This is a genomic window from Pararhizobium sp. LjRoot235 (assembly GCF_964254145.1).
Classification (GTDB): Bacteria; Pseudomonadota; Alphaproteobacteria; order Rhizobiales; family Rhizobiaceae; genus Pararhizobium.
In genome coordinates, this window is sequence record NZ_CAXUSP020000002.1 from 328,583 (window position 1) to 345,090 (window position 16,508).

The 16,508-nt window shown below is 61.6% G+C and carries 15 protein-coding genes; 1 reads left to right on the forward strand and 14 read right to left on the reverse strand.

Annotation, left to right across the window (positions count from 1 at the left end):
• Nucleotides 1-71 precede the first annotated feature (71 nt).
• The 9 genes from ACSQ2Z_RS22210 to ACSQ2Z_RS22250 form a co-directional block, all read right to left on the reverse strand.
• Nucleotides 72-1,037, reverse strand: a complete 966-nt coding sequence (locus tag ACSQ2Z_RS22210; RefSeq protein ID WP_436083414.1) for a PDR/VanB family oxidoreductase — start codon at nt 1,035-1,037, stop codon at nt 72-74.
• A complete protein-coding gene (locus ACSQ2Z_RS22215) occupies nt 1,034-1,639 on the reverse strand; it encodes a dimethylamine monooxygenase subunit DmmA family protein (protein WP_436083415.1) in 606 nt (201 codons plus the stop codon). The genes ACSQ2Z_RS22210 and ACSQ2Z_RS22215 overlap by 4 nt, the downstream gene beginning before the upstream one ends.
• 10 nt (nt 1,640-1,649) lie before the next feature.
• Nucleotides 1,650-2,783, reverse strand: a complete 1,134-nt coding sequence (locus ACSQ2Z_RS22220; protein WP_436084126.1) for an aminomethyltransferase family protein — start codon at nt 2,781-2,783, stop codon at nt 1,650-1,652.
• A gap of 211 nt (nt 2,784-2,994) precedes the next feature.
• Nucleotides 2,995-4,665 (reverse strand): GMC oxidoreductase, encoded by a 1,671-nt coding sequence (locus ACSQ2Z_RS22225; RefSeq protein WP_436083416.1) that lies wholly within the window; start codon nt 4,663-4,665, stop codon nt 2,995-2,997.
• Nucleotides 4,666-4,749: 84 nt separating this feature from the next.
• The gene (locus ACSQ2Z_RS22230; protein WP_436083417.1) at nt 4,750-5,832 is read right to left on the reverse strand and encodes an ABC transporter ATP-binding protein; all 1,083 of its coding nucleotides are present in this window, start codon (nt 5,830-5,832) and stop codon (nt 4,750-4,752) included.
• A 7-nt stretch (nt 5,833-5,839) separates the two neighbouring features.
• Nucleotides 5,840-6,724 carry a carbohydrate ABC transporter permease gene (locus ACSQ2Z_RS22235; RefSeq protein WP_436083418.1) on the reverse strand — a complete coding sequence of 295 codons (885 nt, stop codon included), beginning with the start codon at nt 6,722-6,724 and terminating at the stop codon, nt 5,840-5,842.
• Nucleotides 6,724-7,611, reverse strand: a complete 888-nt coding sequence (locus ACSQ2Z_RS22240; RefSeq protein WP_436083419.1) for a carbohydrate ABC transporter permease — start codon at nt 7,609-7,611, stop codon at nt 6,724-6,726. Before ACSQ2Z_RS22240 ends, ACSQ2Z_RS22235 begins: the two co-directional genes overlap by 1 nt.
• 103 nt (nt 7,612-7,714) lie before the next feature.
• Nucleotides 7,715-8,947 (reverse strand): ABC transporter substrate-binding protein, encoded by a 1,233-nt coding sequence (locus ACSQ2Z_RS22245; protein ID WP_436083420.1) that lies wholly within the window; start codon nt 8,945-8,947, stop codon nt 7,715-7,717.
• Between the two features lie 56 nt (nt 8,948-9,003).
• The gene (locus ACSQ2Z_RS22250) at nt 9,004-9,957 is read right to left on the reverse strand and encodes a sugar phosphate isomerase/epimerase family protein (protein ID WP_436083421.1); all 954 of its coding nucleotides are present in this window, start codon (nt 9,955-9,957) and stop codon (nt 9,004-9,006) included.
• Between the two features lie 221 nt (nt 9,958-10,178).
• On the opposite strand from ACSQ2Z_RS22250, the gene ACSQ2Z_RS22255 reads away from it, so the two are divergent.
• On the forward strand, nt 10,179-11,255 hold the full coding sequence (locus ACSQ2Z_RS22255; protein ID WP_436083422.1) for a LacI family DNA-binding transcriptional regulator: 1,077 nt from the start codon (nt 10,179-10,181) through the stop codon (nt 11,253-11,255).
• A gap of 163 nt (nt 11,256-11,418) precedes the next feature.
• Here ACSQ2Z_RS22255 and atzF read toward each other — a convergent pair whose 3' ends face one another.
• The 5 genes from atzF to biuH are packed head-to-tail and all read right to left on the reverse strand — an operon-like array spanning nt 11,419 to nt 16,501.
• A complete protein-coding gene (gene atzF, locus ACSQ2Z_RS22260; protein ID WP_436083423.1) occupies nt 11,419-13,224 on the reverse strand; it encodes an allophanate hydrolase in 1,806 nt (601 codons plus the stop codon).
• A complete protein-coding gene (locus ACSQ2Z_RS22265) occupies nt 13,221-13,574 on the reverse strand; it encodes a cupin domain-containing protein (protein ID WP_436083424.1) in 354 nt (117 codons plus the stop codon). The genes atzF and ACSQ2Z_RS22265 overlap by 4 nt, the downstream gene beginning before the upstream one ends.
• On the reverse strand, nt 13,567-14,235 hold the full coding sequence (locus ACSQ2Z_RS22270) for a cysteine hydrolase family protein (RefSeq protein ID WP_436083425.1): 669 nt from the start codon (nt 14,233-14,235) through the stop codon (nt 13,567-13,569). Before ACSQ2Z_RS22270 ends, ACSQ2Z_RS22265 begins: the two co-directional genes overlap by 8 nt.
• On the reverse strand, nt 14,235-15,785 hold the full coding sequence (locus tag ACSQ2Z_RS22275; RefSeq protein ID WP_436083426.1) for an ABC transporter ATP-binding protein: 1,551 nt from the start codon (nt 15,783-15,785) through the stop codon (nt 14,235-14,237). The genes ACSQ2Z_RS22270 and ACSQ2Z_RS22275 overlap by 1 nt, the downstream gene beginning before the upstream one ends.
• On the reverse strand, nt 15,782-16,501 hold the full coding sequence (gene biuH / locus ACSQ2Z_RS22280; protein ID WP_436083427.1) for a biuret amidohydrolase: 720 nt from the start codon (nt 16,499-16,501) through the stop codon (nt 15,782-15,784). Before biuH ends, ACSQ2Z_RS22275 begins: the two co-directional genes overlap by 4 nt.
• Between the last annotated feature and the right edge of the window lie 7 nt (nt 16,502-16,508).

Below are 16,508 nucleotides of genomic sequence, written 5' to 3' on the forward strand. Positions count from 1 at the left end.
CGGAGCGGTTTTCCGTTCGGAGCTGCGGTAAAACAATGGGATAGAGTGCTTCATCATTCAGAAGATGCGCTCTAGAGTTGAAGAACGAGCTGCTGGCCTTTGAAACGCGAGACGCAAATCATGATCCTTTTGCCGGACGCCCTTTCCTCGTCCGACAGGTAGATATCGTTGTGTTGCAGCACGCCGTCGCACGAGAGCACTTTGGTCTCGCATTGGCCGCAGGCGCCGCCGCGGCACATGTAGGGGGCGTCGCAGCCATGCGCTTCGGCGGCTTCAAGAATGCTTTGATGTTCGCCGACCGTCATGTGAATGTTGGACGCCTCGAGGAAGACCTGGAACGGCAAGCCGGTGGGCGGCGCAAGGAAGCGTTCCGAATGGAGGTTTTCCTTCGGCCATCCGGCTTTGAGCGCCGTCATCAGCACGCCATCGATCATGCCTGCCGGGCCGCAGACATAGACATGCGTGCCGAGCGGCTGGTTCTCGGCTACCTCGGCGACAGGAATGAAGGTCTTTTCCTCGTCGACGTAGATCTTGATCCGGCGCGGACCGTAACGGTCGAGCAGTTGCCGCCAATAGGCGCCGTGCGAACGGGTACGGATGGCGTAGTGCAGTTCGAACGCGATGTTGTCGCGGCTGAACTGCTCCATCATGGCGATGAATGGCGTGATGCCGATGCCGCCGGCAAACAGGATATGCTTACGGCCGCGATGGTCCGGCGCGAAGAGATTGACCGGCTGGCTGACGGTCAGTTGATCGCCGGGCCGGACCTGCTCGTGCATGAAGACCGAGCCGCCGCGCGAATTGGGCACACGCAGCACACTGATTTCATAAGCGCTGTTGTCGTCCGGGTTGGACATCAGCGAATAGGGGTTGCGGCGCAGAATGCCGTTGTCGTTCATCGACACGACGACATGGGCGCCGCCGGAGAAGAACGGCATCGGGTGGTCGTCCAGCCGCTCGAAGCGGAAGCGTTTCACGAGATCGGTCACCTGCGTTACGGCTGCGACCTTGACGGGCATGTCAGTATTGAGGCTCACGGGAACATCTCCTCAGGCGTTGGGGCGGTACCCGGTTCTTCCGCATCGATATTAACGCCCTGGAAGGCGCCGAGGCGTCGGGAGTAATGGTCCCGCACCAGGAGCGGCAGGCTGCAATGGGTGCAGGCAAAGGGGCTTGTCGTCACATTGTCGGTGATACCCTTGCAGTGCACGCACTGGACGCGCCTGGCTGTCGAGCCGCGATGCTCGGTGTGGATCGAATGGAAATCGATGCCGTATTCCATCGCCACCTGCATCACCTGGCCGATGAAGCCCTCGGTGCCGGCGATGTAGAGCCGGTTTCCCATCCGCGCGAGATCGAGACAGGCTCGGAGGCGAAACAGGAGCGGCTGGAGTGTCGACGCCTGCCAGAAGATGTCCGGGGAGAGCGCCGAAATCGTTACGTCATAGGCGTTGGGCGCGGCGCCCGCGGCCAGATAGAGGATTTCCGATTTCGCCAGAAATCCGCTGCCCTTGGCCGTGACTTGATCGATCAGGGCCGCCGCCCCTTCGCCCTCGAGGACGAAGAGGTGGCGTTTGGCGTGGGCATCGATGTCGAGCCCCTTGTATTCCGGTCTGCTTTTGATCCCTGCTACGAGCATGCCAAGATCCTCAGCCCTGCGCCGTCCGCTTTTTCTTCTGCGGATCGTCGAAGGTGATGGTATGGGCGATCGCCGGTGCGTTGACGGTCTTGCCCTTCACCTCGAGCTTGGCGCCCTGGACGGCATAGGGCAGGTCGACCCGCATGATCGCCATCGAGCGGTTGGTGAGCTTGGAATAGGACGGGCAAGTGATGACGCCGACCTTTTTGTCGCCGTCCCAGACCTCGTCGCCGAGGTCGGTCGGGCCGTCTGCCTCGACCAAGAGGCCGAAGATCTTGAAGCGTTCCTTGCCCTTGAGGCGGGCATGTTCCTCGGCGCCGCGGAAGCCGGTCTTGCCGGGGCTGACGGTGAAATCGAGGCCGAGTTCCCACAGGCTGTCGCCCGGCTGCTCGTTGGCAAACGGATACATCTGAGAATTGTCGTAGGGATAGAACAGCAGGTAGCTCTCGACGCGGAGCATATCGAGAACGCTGAAGCAGACGGGAATGATGCCCATCGCCTTGCCTTCATCGACGATGCGGTCCCAGACCATGCCGGCATCCTGGCCGCGCACGAAGATTTCGTAGCCGCGCTCGCCGGTATAGCCGGTGCGCGAGATCATAACGGGCGCGCCAAACAGCGTCGTCTGCATGTGATGGAAATATTTGAGGTCGCGGATGCCCGGCACATACTTTTCGAGATAGTCGACGGCAAGCGGGCCTTGTAGTGAGAGGTCGTGCAGGTCGTCGTCGAAGAGAACGGCGCAGTTGCGGCCCTGCGCCTGCTTGACGATTTCCTCGAATCCGGAGCCTGAACCGTGCACCAGCATCCAGGCGTTCGGGCCTGTGCGGTAGACGATGCAGTCGTCGGTGAAGTGGCCGCGATCATTGAGCATACAGGCGTAGACAGACTTGCCGGGATAGATCTTGGTCATATCGCGGGTGGTGATGTATTCGAGCACGGCGATCGCGTGCGGGCCGACAAGGTGAACCTTCTTCAGACCCGACACATCCATGATGCCCGCCTTGGTGCGAACGGCGATGTGTTCCTCGTAGATGTCCTTGTCGTAGGTCCAGGCAGTTCCCATACCGCTCCAGTCCTCAAGCTTCGATCCCAGCGCCCGATGCCGGTCTGCCAGGGCGGAAAAACGCCAGCTCAATGCCATGATTTGTTCCTTCGTCATTTCACTCTGCGGAAATAATTATTCCTGAGTATATGCACGTTTTTCCGAACAGCAAGTCCCGCGAACGGATTTCTCAAAGGGAATGCGATGTCGCGAAAACGAGGGATCGCGACGTTTTTCAGGCGTGAAAGGCGCTAGGTTTGGCCGAAGGAAGCGATTCATCACGCTTCGCGGAAGGGCTTTAATCTTTCCCTCAGGGTTCGAAACCGCCGACGGGCGTAAAGTTTCGATACTGGTCGACGAGGTTGCGGCAGGCGCGCAGCGTCAGCGCCATGACGGTGAGCGTCGTGCCGGCGACGCCGCTGCCCGGAAAGGCGCTGGCGTCGGTGACGATAAGGTTCGGGGCGTCCCAGAGTTGGTTGAAGGGATTGAGCACCGAATCTTCCGGCGTTTCTCCCATACGCGCGCCGCCTGTCTCGTGGATTGCCGCGCCCATGCACATGGTTTTGCGGAACCATTTGCGAAACATGAAGCGACTGAACGCGTTCGCTTCGGGAAAGGCGCCCATGCCCATTTCCTTGAGACCCATGGGCGAACCGATGAATTCCAGATCGCCACCGACCTCCTTGATAAGGGAGATCAGCGTTTCTTCCTGCAGGCGAAGCAGCGCCCGCTCCTCCTCATGCATAACGCAGCGGATATGCGGAACGGGGATATTCCAAGCGTCCTTGCGTTGAGCATCGAGCGTGATGCGGTTATCGGCATAGGGCAGCATGCGGCCGAAGCCGAAGAAGGCGAGACGCGCGTCGGTTTCCTCGGGGACGGGCGAGCGGCCGATGCTGCCCTGGTAGTCGAAATCACCGCGGCCTACGTCGGGCTCGCCGAAGCGGGGAATGAAGATTCCGCCAGACGGATTGTAGAACGGGTCCGTTGGGGCAGCTTCGTCAAGCGCCCAGCCCTTTGCCTTCGAGAAGGAGCCGAAGGCCAGGCAGGGCAGCTGGTCCATGAAATAGCGGCCGAGCGCACCGGAGCTGTTGCCGAGTCCGCCCGGATGTTTCGCCGAAGCCGAATTGAGTAGAAGTCGCACGCTTTCGATCGGGGAGGCGGCAAGCACCACCGTTGCGGCGTGGGCGGTCGATCTCTTGCCTGTGTTGCGGTCGATGAATTCCGCGCCGGTTGCGCGGCCAGTCTCCTCGTCCGTGGTGATCCGGCGAACGATAGCATCATACTGGATCGTCAACCTTCCGCTCGCCTGGGCTTCCCTCAGAGGTCGCGGCACGCGCTCGGCGTCGGGGGCGATATAGCGCCAGGAAACGACATGACGATCCGGCCAGCGGTCCTCCACCGCCTGCTTGAATACCTGCTCCGCCGGCGTGAGGCTTGCGGGGTTTGTATAGACGCCGTCCGGCAGGGTCGGGACATTGTCCTTGTTTCCGTAGAGACCGAGATAGGTCTCGACTTCGTCATAGAGCGGCGCCAACTCGTCATAGGAGATCGGCCAGTCGACGCCTTTGCCGGTTCGCGAACGGATCTTGAAATCCTCGTCCGTCCAGCGCAGCAGCACCCGGCCGAAACTGTGGAGACGCCCGCCACCCTGGCGGCCGCGGATCCAGAGAAAGGGCGCGTCCTTCGGCGTCGTGTACGGGTTCTTGCGGTCATTGACGAAAAAGTGGCTGAAACGCTCGGTAAAGAAGGCCGCGCGCGCCTGGATCGGCTGGCCTTTGACGGTCGCCCGCGCGCGCTCCCAGATATTGATGCTGCTCGCGGGCGCCTTCTTGCGGGCGGGATCGAAATCCCTCGGCCCGACGGCCGGTCCGGCTTCCAGAAGCAGCACCGACAGGCCTTGCGCCGTCAGTTCTTTTACCGCGAAGGAGCCCGCCGCGCCGGAGCCGATTACCAGTGCATCATAGACGATCTGAGACATGTCTTTCCAAATCCTGTCCTGGAGCAATTCCTCAAAGAAGCGCGAAGCGCGTTCGGAATTGCGAGAAAACAAAGGGATAGCGCGTCACAAGCGCGTCCCGTCGGCGCCGAAGAGGGACGCCTTGGTGATGTCGAGCCCGGGAGCCACGGTGTCGCCGGGTTGCAGGGTGACGTCGCCCATGAGCCGAAGCGAAAGGCTTTGGTCCGCCCAGTCGAACCAGAGAACGGCATCCGAACCCATCGGCTCGACGACGGAGACGCGGCCCGCAATGGTGGGGAGGCTGCTTGCCGCGCCGTCGAGCACCAGATGGTCCGGGCGAAAACCGAGCGTTGCGGGTCCATCCGACGCGGCCGCCTGAAAGGAATAGCCGGAGAGATCGACGGCAAGTCCGTTGCTGATGAAAACCGGTTGCGCCTTGCCACGCTCAATCCGGCCCTCAACGAAATTCATGGCCGGAGCACCGATGAAGCCGGCGACGAAGAGATTGGTCGGGCGGTGATAGATCTCGGCTGGCGATGCGAGCTGCTGGATCACGCCGTCACGCATGATGGCGATGCGGTCGGCAAGGGTCAGGGCCTCGACCTGATCGTGAGTGACGTAGATCATGGTGTTGCCGAGACTCTGGTGCAGCTTCTTGATCTCAACACGGAGTTCATTGCGCAGCTTGGCATCGAGGTTGGAAAGCGGCTCGTCGAAGAGGAAGACGTCCACTTCGCGCACGAGCGCACGCCCGATGGCGACGCGCTGGCGCTGCCCGCCCGAAAGCTCGGCAGGACGCCGGTCGAGCAGTTTGTCGAGATGGAGAAGGGCGGCCGTGCGCGCGACACGCGCCTCGATCTCGGTCTTCGGCAGACCTGCGACGCGCAGCCCGAAGGAAAGGTTCTTCCTCACCGACATGCGCGGATAAAGTGCGTAGGATTGGAAGACCATGCCGATGCCGCGGTCCTTCGGCTCCTCCCAACTGACGTTCTTGCCGGAGATCCATATCTCACCGGTGGTGATGTCCTGAAGGCCGGCGATAGCGTTGAGAAGTGTGGACTTGCCGCAGCCGGACGGGCCGAGCAGGACCAGGAATTCCCGGGGAACGATGTCGATCGACATCTTCTCGATGACCGTATGGTCGCCATAGGCGATCTTCAGATCCTTGACGGAGACAGCAGATTGCATGGAAGCGTTACCCCTTGACTGCGCCGGCGGCGATGCCGCGCACGAACCAGCGGCCGGACAGGAAATAGATGGCGAGCGGAACGATGGCAGTCAGGATCGTCGCTGCCATGTTCACGTTGTAATTGCGCTCGCCCATGGTCGTGTTGACGATGTTGTTGAGCTGCACGGTCATCGGCAGGTTGTCACGCCCGGCGAAGACGAGGCCGAGCAGGAAATCGTTCCAGATGCCGGTGAACTGGAGCATGGAGACCACGACGACCATCGGCACGGCAATCGGCAGCATGATCTCGAAGAAGATGCGCCAGAAGCCGGCGCCATCGACGCGCGCGGCCTTGCAGAGTTCTTCCGGCACGCTGACGAAGTAGTTGCGGAAGAGCAGCGTCACCAGCGGCAGGCCGAAGATGACATGCACGAGGATGATGCCGGCCAGCGAATTGTAGAGGCCGACATTCGCCATCGCCCGGACCATGGGATAGAGGAAGATCTGGTAGGGGATGAGGCCGCCGGCCATGAGCAGGCCGAAGAGCACGTTGGCGCCGCGTGGTCGCCAGAGCGACAGCGCGTAGCCATTGACAGCGCCGATGAAGACTGACAGCCCGACCGCCGGAACAGTGATCGCCACCGAATTCCAGAAGCCGGTGCGGATTCCAACGCAAGTGGTTCCCATGCAGGCGCCGGACCAGGCGGTGACCCAGGCAGAGAAGTCGATCTTGGCCGGCAGGGAAAAGATCTGACCGAGCCGGATCTCGTCCATGGTCTTCAGGGACGTGACAACCATGGTGTAGAGCGGCAGCAGGAAGAAGAGTGCTGCGATGAAAAGGAAGGCATAGAGGCCGATGCCTCCGGCGGTGATCTGTGTCGGCTTCGGACCGTGTGGATAATTACGGGCCATCACGCGGATCCCTTCGTTCCGTTGCGCACGTGCATCGCATAACGGAACGGCGCGACTGCCATGATCACGCCGAGGACGAGCACTGTCGCGCCAGCCGTGGCGAGGCCGAGGTTCTGGCGCCCGAACAGGTTGTCCATGATGAATTTCGCGGGCACCTCGGTCGAATTGCCGGGACCGCCATTGGTCATGGCAACGACGATGTCGTAGGTCTTGATCACGCCCATGGCGAGCAGCATGCCGGCGGCGGCCAGTGCCGGCCCGAGTTGGGGCAGAATGATCGAGACATAGATCCGCCAGACGGGAATGCCGTCTATTCGCGCCGCCTTCCATTGCTCGGCCTCGATGCCGCGCATGCCGGCGAGTGCAATGACCATGACGAGACCGGCGCCCTGCCATACGCCCGCCAGCACCAGCGCATAGATCGCCATGTCGCGATTGACCACCCAATCGAGGACGAAGGTTTCCCAGCCGAGCGAACGCACGCTCGCCTGGATGCCGAGCGTCGGATTGAGCATCCACTGCCAGATCAGGCCCGTTACCACGAAGGACATGGCATACGGATAGAGGAATATGGTCCTGAGGGCGCTTTCGAAACGGATCTTGCGATCGAGGGCAGCCGCAAGCAGGAAACCAAGCAGCAGGCAGCCTCCGACGTAAAGGACGCCGAAGATCAGCACATTTTGCAGCGAAGCGAGCCATTTGGCGGAAGAGAAGAGCTTCGCATATTGGGCGAAGCCGACATAGGTCGACGATGGGAACAGCGTCGAATTGGTGAAGGACAGGCGGATCGACCAGGCCATGGTGCCGATGAAGACCACGATCGCAACGAACCATGTGGGCAGCAGGGCGAAGGTTGCGGAAAGATTAGGCTTGCGTTTGATGGGCATCGGCCGGCTCTTTGAGGGAGGATAAGCGGGGCTCTCGCGCCGCCGGGCAAGGCGGCGGCTGAAAGCCGCGGCGTCGCGATCGGCCGACGCCACGGACGCAATCTTACTCGAAGATGGCGAAGAAGTTTTCGGCTGCGGAGGCCGTATCGTTCGAGCCGCCGCTCCAATATTCGTCGACGAAGTCATCGAGCAGGCCGACCTGCTGGGGCGTAAGTACGATCGCCTGATCCGGTACGATCGCGCCGGCGGTCATCAACTCGAGGCCCTTCTGGGCGCAGACGTCCAGCTTCGACTTGTCGACGTCGGCGCGCATCGGAACCGAGCCCTTCTTCAGCGAGAACTCGACTTGGATGGCCGGGTCCATGACGACTTCGGCCAGCAGCTTCTGGGCCTTGTCGGTCCCGGCATTGCCGGTCTTGGGGAACCAGAGGGAGTCGGCGATGTAGACCATGCCCGGGGATTCCGGAACGATCATGCAGCCATAGTCCTTGCCCGCTTCCTTGCCGGCGACCGTAAATTCGCCCTTGGCCCAGTCGCCCATGAACTGCACGCCGGCCTTGGCGGTAATCAGCATGGCGGTCGCGTCGTTCCAGTTGCGACCGGCCGCGCCCTCATCGACATAGCTACGCAGCTTGCCAAGGATTTCGAGGGTCTTCCTGATGCCTTCAATGGAAGCCTCGCTCTTGTCCTTGTCGACGTAAATCTTCAGGAAGCCGTCGATCCCGACCTGTGAGAGCAGTATCATGTTGAAGACCTTGGTCTGCTGCCAGGGCTGGCCGCCCCAGGCGACCGGAACGATGCCGGCAGCCTTCAGCTTGTCGAGGCCGGTAAAGAACTCATCCCAGGTCTTGGGCTCCTGTGTGATGCCGGCCTTTTCGAAGGCTTCCTTCGAATAGAACACCCAGCTTTCGCCATGGGCGCCGGTCGGTGCGAGATAGACCTGACCATCGTAGGAAATGAGGTCGTAGATCGACTTCGGCAGCGCGCCCGTCCATTTGCCGGCGGCGGCCACGTCGTCGATCGGATTGAACAAGCCCTGGCCTACGAAATCGGCGGCCGCAAGCCCGATGACGCCCTGCTTGGCGCCGGGCGGGTCACCGGCGACGATACGGTTCTGGAACGCCGCATCGGCGGCGCCGAAACCGGCGATCGAGGAGTCCTTCCAGACGCCGCCGCGCTTCTCGAATTCGCTCTTGATGACGTTGAGCGCCGCCGCTTCGCCGCCCGAAGTCCAGGACGACATGATCTCGATCGTCGGCTTGTCCTCGGCATCGGCCGGGGCAAGCATGCCAGCAAATGCAACGCTGGCAAGAAACAGTTTCATCATGCTTTTCATTGTTCCACCTCTTGAAAATATGCCCTCTTTGCGGGGCGTTGTCTTGGGAGTGATTGTCAGCGATAGATCGGCAGGAGCGCTTGCCGGACGAGCGTAAACCCGTTGGCAATGTCGCGGACCGGATCGGGCGCGGCATCGAGTTCGAGGATTGCCCAGCCTTCGTAGGCCCGGTCGCGCAGCAACCGGATCCAGGCCGGCCAGTCGACCCGACCGAGGCCGAAGCCGCAGAAGTAGGGCTGATGGCGATCGTGGATGTGCTCGTCGATCGCGGTATCGGCCGGCATGGGGCCGATCGCATCCTTCCAGTGGGCGATGATCATGCGTTCGTGATGGCGCTCGACGAGCTGAACGGGGTCGGAGCCGGCAACGATGATGTGGGCGGTGTCCGGGCACATGTGCACATAGGCGGGATCGGTGAGCATCATCATCAGGTCCACGTCGCGCGCAGCGGCGAAGATCGAGTGCGCCTCGGTGTGCAACGCCAGCCGCACGCCCCGGGCATAAAGGATCGCGCCCAGCCGGTTGAGGAAATCGGCGATCGCCTTGGCGCGGTCGAAATCGTAAAACCTTACCGGCTGTGCGCCGAGCGTCTGGCGAAGCGGTGCGCCGATCACCATGATGTCGCTGCCGCAGGCCTTCAGGAAGTCGGCATATCGTTCCGCCTTGTCGATCAGTGCGCGCTGAGCTTCGGGTTGCGCGAAATCGCCGGCGGCTTCCAGTTCTGCGAAGAAGCCGCTGCACAACGTCAGGCCGCGTTTCGAAAGCTCTGCCTCGAAGCCGTCGATGGAACCATAAGTCTTGATCGCGTCTTGCCAGTTGAAGGGTGAGAAGGTCAGCTCGACGCCGGTGACGCCGGACGCCTGCACGCTGTCGAGGATCTTGTCCCAGAAGGCGCGTGGTTGGGCGCGCGCGTGCTCCACGATGGCGTCATGGCTGTCGACGCCCCAGAAGCCGGGATGGAAGAAAGTCACGAGATCGACGCCGAAGCGGAGTCTGTCGCCAGTAGTCATAGCCAGTCCCTTCCCGAGGGCACGACCTGCCGTTTGCAGAAGCGTCGCTTCTGCATCAAATAAGCCGTGATCTTTCAATGCGTTAGGCGTTGGCAATCGTTTGCCGTGGCTAGATAATAGCCAAGTCGTTTTTTTGCGCAAGCGATTTTTGGCAAACGTTTGCTATAAGGAATCGGCTGGCCTAGAGTTCTAGGCGAAGCATTCGGAGGAAAGAAAGAAGCGTGAGTAAAAACAAAGATATGCTCGGGGAGGAGCAGTCAGGACCATTGATGGCAGATGTAGCGCGGCTTGCCGGCGTCGCGATTTCCACAGTCAGCCGGGCGCTTGCCAATCCCGGGCGAGTGAACGAGAAGACGCGCGCCAAGATCGACGCGGCTGCCAAGCAACTGGGCTATACCCCGAACGCGATGGCGCGCGGCCTGCGGGTCGGCAAATCCAATATCATCATGATCGTCCTGCCAGGCTCGCTTTATTACGGCGCTTCGCAGGTCATCCCGCAGGTGCTGCAGAGCATCAACAAGTCGCTCATTCAGGACGGCTACAATCTGATGATCGCGAATCTGGGCCGCGACGAGATTTCCGAGCGGCACATTCTCGACCTTGCCTTCGGCGGCACGGTTCGCGGGGCGATCATTCTGTCATCAAAACTACCTGAAGTGGACGGCCGGTCCCTCGCCAATGCCGGTCTGCCGATCGTCTCCATGTTGCTCGATATGAGCGATGCCGGCTTGCCAAGCGTCGTCACCAACGACCGCGAGGCGGTGCGGGACGTCACCGCCGATCTCATCCGCCTTGGTCACAGGCGTTTTCTCTATCTCGCGGGCCCCGAAGGCAACTATCACGACGTGGAGCGTTATGGCGGCGTCGTCGAGGCGTTGGAAGCGGCAGGATTGTCCGAGGCGGCCGTGGTGCGGTCCGGCGGAAAGCTCGACTATCAGCACGGTTTCGACATAGGGCTTAAATCTGCGGACGATTTCGCTGCGCTTACCGAGAAACCGACCGCGGTAATCGCGACCAGTGATGACATGGCGATCTCCTTCATGAGCCAGATGCAGCACATGGGCCTGAAAATTCCCGACGATCTCTCGATCGTTTCCTTCGACGGCTCCCCTGTCTGCGCCTTCTGCTCTCCGCCGCTTTCCACGATCGAGCAGCCAGTTGAGGATATGGGCCAAGCCGCCGTTGCCCTTCTGCTTGCTGCAATCGGGCAGGCCGAAAAACAGTCGGCGGTATGCAAAGTCATCCGTAGCCGACTCATTCTGCGGGAAAGTATGGCCGTTCCTAAGAATGAAGCGTAGGAGTCTACACTGGTCGCTCGCGTTTGCGTGAAACGCTGTTGCAAACATCACTTTGGCACATTGCGATGCCGTCGGAGGGGAACCTCAGCTCCAGCAGTTCTGTGGAAATCGACGATATGTGGACTGAGATGTGGACTGAGCGACTCATTCACCAGAGCGAACGTTACGCTGCAATACTGTCGATGAAAGCGCGCCAGCCGCCATAATCGGAGATATCGGTGGCGTTCTCAAGGCCGGCGGCTTCCACCAGAAAGCCCTTGGCGTGGCTACCGTCGCTGAGTTTGATGGTGCCGATGCCGAGCGGCGGGGGGATGGCGGCTACAAATTGGCCGAAGGCTGCGGCAGACAGTCGCCAGACTTCGACGGCGATCATCGCGCCTTCATCATCTGGACAGCGGATCAAACCGGGCTTCGCCGGCGTCTGCCCCGCGAGACTGAAAAGCCGGTAGGCGGGAGCGGTTGTCGCCGTTCTGACAAACCTTGCCTTCAGATCCATCAATTGGCCATTCAGCGGCATGCCGGAGAGATGTGCGCCAACGACAACGAGGTCGATCATCCCGGACTCGTTGACGTCCGCAGCGGTGTTCCTCACAGGCTGTGCCCAGCCGGTTGCGCCGAGCGTCAGGCCGGTCTTCTTGTGGATATTTGCCGCAAGCGCCGCCGTCAGCCCGTCCTTGCCGGACGCCGCCAGAAGAGTCACGCTGGCGGGAAGGCCATCGTTGCGGGTGCCGGTCGGCACAGCGATGCCGCACATATCGAGCAGATTGACGAAATTGGTGTAGGTGCCGAGCCGGCTGTTCTCGCGGATCGGTTCCGCATCTAAATCAGCGCGTGTGTAATGGCGCGGAGCAGTCGGCACGCAGAACAGATCGACGGACGCCATCAGCGGCGCCACCTTCTGCTTCAGCGCCTGTAGTGCATAAAGACCGTTGAACGCGTCGGCGGCCGAGAGCGACTTTGCGCCGCCGTAGATCTTGCGCGTGACCGGATGAAATGACGCTTCATTGGTGTCGAAGAAATCCTTCACTGCCGCGTAGCGCTCGGCCACCCAGGCGCCTTCGTAGAGCAGGTTGGCAGTGGCGTAGAAATCGGAGAAGGGCACCTCGACAATCCGGTGGCCGAGGCCGGCCAGCATGTCGAGCGATGCCGCATAAGCGGTCTCCATGACACCGTCGCCGAAGAACTGCCGATCTCCCTTCGCAGGCACCCCGATCGTGAGGACCGGCGGGAGAGGGCCGTAACCAGTCGCCGGGATCGATTTGGAGTAGGCATCGGTATGATCATGTTCGGCGGCGACGGAGAAAACGCTCCAGGCGTCGTCCACCGTGAGCGCGAAGATCGAGACACAATCGAGCGTGCGGCAGGCGGGGATGACGCCGGTGGTCGAGAGCGCTCCGAGGGTCGGCTTCAACCCGACGATATTGTTGAGACCCGCCGGGACCCGTCCCGATCCCGCCGTATCGGTGCCGAGAGCAAAACTGACGACGCCGTGGGCGGTGGCGACGGCGGAACCGGAACTCGAGCCGCCGGGCACAAGGGAAGGATCGATCGCATTGCGCGGTATGGGGTAGGGCGATCGCACGCCGACGAGGCCCGTGGCAAACTGGTCGAGATTGGTCTTGCCGATAACGATGGCGCCAGCCGCCCTGAGTAGGCGCACGACCGTCGCGTCCTTTTCCGGCATATAGGAATAATCCGGGCACGCGGCCGTGGTCGGCATGCCTGAGACATCTATATTGTCCTTGACCGCGAAAGGGATGCCCCAGAGCGGGCTGGCCACCGGGTCGAAGGGGCCAAGTTTCGCGCTTTCCGCGAGCAAAGCCAGCCGGTCCGCGAGATACAGGAAGATGCCTGGATCGGCGACGGCCTCGATGCGGGCGAACACGGTTTCGATCATTTCCGAAACCGGCCATCCCGCAGCATAGGCGGCATGCAGGGAGCCGATATCGAATGCCTGATTATCAGTCATGCCAGTTCCTCTTGCAGTATTTTTACCAGCCGGTCCCATTGGATCAGCACGACGCAGCCCGTGTCGCTCCAGACCGAATGCTCGGTGCCTTCCTTGTTTACGACGAGGCTGCCCGGACCATAGTCGCCCGCTTCGTCCGACTGGGTGCCTTCGAGCACAAGGATGGTTTCGAGCCCCATGTGCCGATGGCGCGGCACGGAAGCACCAGCCTCGTATTTCAACAGCGCCACGCCAGGCTGATCGCCCTCGAAAGGCTGGATCCAGTGGATCGTCACCTCGTCGCGGAACGGTTCGAAGGGCAGTGTCCGCCATCCCCCGGTCGTCAGATTTTCACGCGTCGTTTCAGGCATGAGCGATTCCCTCCATTATGGCGTCCACCGAAGCGACCCAGCCGACGATGGCACCCTGGGCTGTGATCATCGCGATCGCTGCCTGCTTGAATTCGGGAAAATAGCTCTCGGTTGCCTCCTCGGCGAGCAGGCATTCATAGCCGCGGTCGTTAGCCTCCCTCATCGTCGTCTGGACGCAAACTTCGGTGGTAACCCCGGCAAAGACGAGTTGCTCGATACCGCGCGCCTTGAGGACATCTTCAAGCGGGGTGGCATAGAAGGCGCCCTTGCCAGGCTTCTCGATGACGATTTCGCCGTCGATCGGCGCCACTTCGGAAAGGATCGCGGTTCCGGGCTCGCCTGATATCAACACCCGGCCCATCGGCCCTTCGTCGCCGATCTTCAAGGCTGGATTGCCGCGATTGCGCTTGGCAGAGGGCAGATCGGAGAGGTCGGGGCGGTGGCATTCCATGGTGTGGATGACCGGCAGGCCCGCCGCGCGAAACCCCTCGATCAGCCGCCTGACGTCCGGCACGATCCTGGTGATCCGATTGACATCGTTGCCGAGGCTGGCACCGAAGCCGCCGGGTTCGGCGAAATCGCGCTGCATGTCGATGACGATCAGCGCCAGATTGTCGCGCCGCAGCGGAAAGGCAAACGGTTCGGCCTTGATCTCCCTCATCAGTGATGTCCCGCCATATGGGCGCCGATGACGGAAATGTCGGCCGACAGCGCCGGCGTTTCATAGACAAGCCTGCCGTCCGACATCACCATGATCCGGTCCGACATTTCCAGCAGTTCGTCGAGGTCCTCCGAGAGAAGCAGAACGGCAGTGCCGGAATTGCGCGCCTTCATGATGCGGGCGCGGATTTCGGCGACGGCGGAGAAGTCGAGGCCGAAGCAGGGGTTGGAAACGATCAGGAGATCGACATCGCCCGTCAACTCACGCGCGAGCACCGCGCGCTGGACGTTGCCGCCAGAAAGAGAGGCAATCGGCGAGGAATGCGACGCCGTCTTCACCTTGAAGTCGGCGATCAGCGAGGCCGCGCGCTTGCGCATCGATTTCATGTCGAGCCATAGAGCATCGCCGCCCTGCTTCTTCACGTCGAAGGTGCGAAAAGCGAGGTTTTCCGTGACCGTCATTTTTGGCGCACAGGCGTTGTTCAGCGGCTCTTCCGGGATGAACCGGACGTTGTTGATCCGCGTTTCCAGCCGCGTGGCGCCATAGAACGAGCCTTTCACGGTGATGCTGCCGGCTTCCGGCGGGCGCTGGCCTGCGAGGACCTCGGCGAGTTCCTTCTGGCCGTTGCCGGAAATGCCGGCGATGCCGACGATCTCGCCGGCATGGACCGCCAGGTTGCCGATATCGATCATCTTCAGGCCGGTGCGGTCCGGCGCCTTGACGTCACTAACGACGAGGATTGGCTTGGCATCGGCTGGTACCGGCAGGCGGGTGTCGAGTTCGGCAAGCTTGACGTCACCGATCATCATCGCCGCCATATCCTTGGTCGAGAGGTCCTTGACCAGCCCGCTACCCGCCATCTTGCCGCGCCGAAGAACGGTGACGGCGTCGGTGAACTTCGTCACTTCATGGAACTTGTGGCTGATCATCAGGACGGTGAGTTCCCCTCGCTCTGTCATGCCGCGCACAAGGTCGAGCATTTCGTCGGCTTCGGCCGGGGTCAGCACCGACGTCGGTTCGTCGAGGATGAGGAAGCTGCGGCCGAGATAGAGCTGCTTGACGATTTCGAGTTTCTGCTTCTCGCCTGCCGCAAGCGCGCTCACCGGCCGGTCGAGCGGGATCTTGAATGGCATGCGATCCATGAAGGCTGCAAGGTCCTTGCGCTCCTTCGCCCAGTTGATGATGGCAGGCACATGCGCGCGGTTGATCACGAGGTTTTCGGCGCCGGTCAGCGACGGTACCAGCGTGAACTGCTGGTAGACCATGCCGAGCCCGTAGGTCGCGGCATCTTTCGGGGATTGCACCGACACCTCATGGCCGTCGACCGAGAGCGAGCCGGAGGTCTGGTGGTAGAAGCCCATGATGCATTTGACGAGCGTGGACTTGCCGGCGCCGTTTTCGCCGAGCAGTGCGTGGAAGGTGCCGGCCGGAATGTCGATCGAGACATTGTCTAGCGCTGTAAAGCTGCCGAAGCGCATGGTCATGCCGACCGTCTGGATGCCGACGGCCTTGCCGGCCCTGGGCAACGGTGTATCGCGGATCTGGATCATGGCAATTGCCTCACGAGATTTTCGGAGTTCGAGACGGAGCCGAAGACGCCGCCCTGCATTTTCACCATCTTGATGGCTGCCAGATGATTGCCGTAGTCAGTGGCGCCGCAGCAGTCTTCAAGCAGCAGGCATTCGAAACCGCGGTCGTTGGCCTCGCGCATGGTGGTGTGGACGCAGACATCGGTGGTGATACCGGTGAGGATGATGTTTTCGATGCGCTTCTGGTTGAGGATCAGCTCGAGATCGGTGGCGCAGAAGGATCCCTTGCCGGGCTTATCGATGATCGTCTCGCCTTCGATCGGGTAGAGTTCGTCGATGATGTCCCAGCCGGGTTCGCCGCGCACCAGGATGCGGCCGCAGGGCCCGAAGTCGCCGATGCCGGCATTGATCCGCCGCGAGCGCCAGCGCTTGTTGGCGGGCAGATCGGCGAGGTCGGGCCGGTGGCCTTCGCGCGTGTGGATGATGTGGTAGCCTTTGGCGCGCATGGCGGCGAGCACTTTTTTGATCGGCTCGATCGGGGCGCGCACCAGCGAGAGGCTGTAGCCCATGTGATCGACATAACCGCCGGGGCCGCAGAAATCCGTCTGCATGTCGATGATGATCAGCGCGGTGTTGTCTGGACGCAGGACGCCGTTATAGGGCCATGGGTAGGGGTCGGCGTCGATGTGGCTCAGGTTTTCGCCGGTAGGGACTGCGCTTGCGGCAAGAGGGGTCATGGCCGGA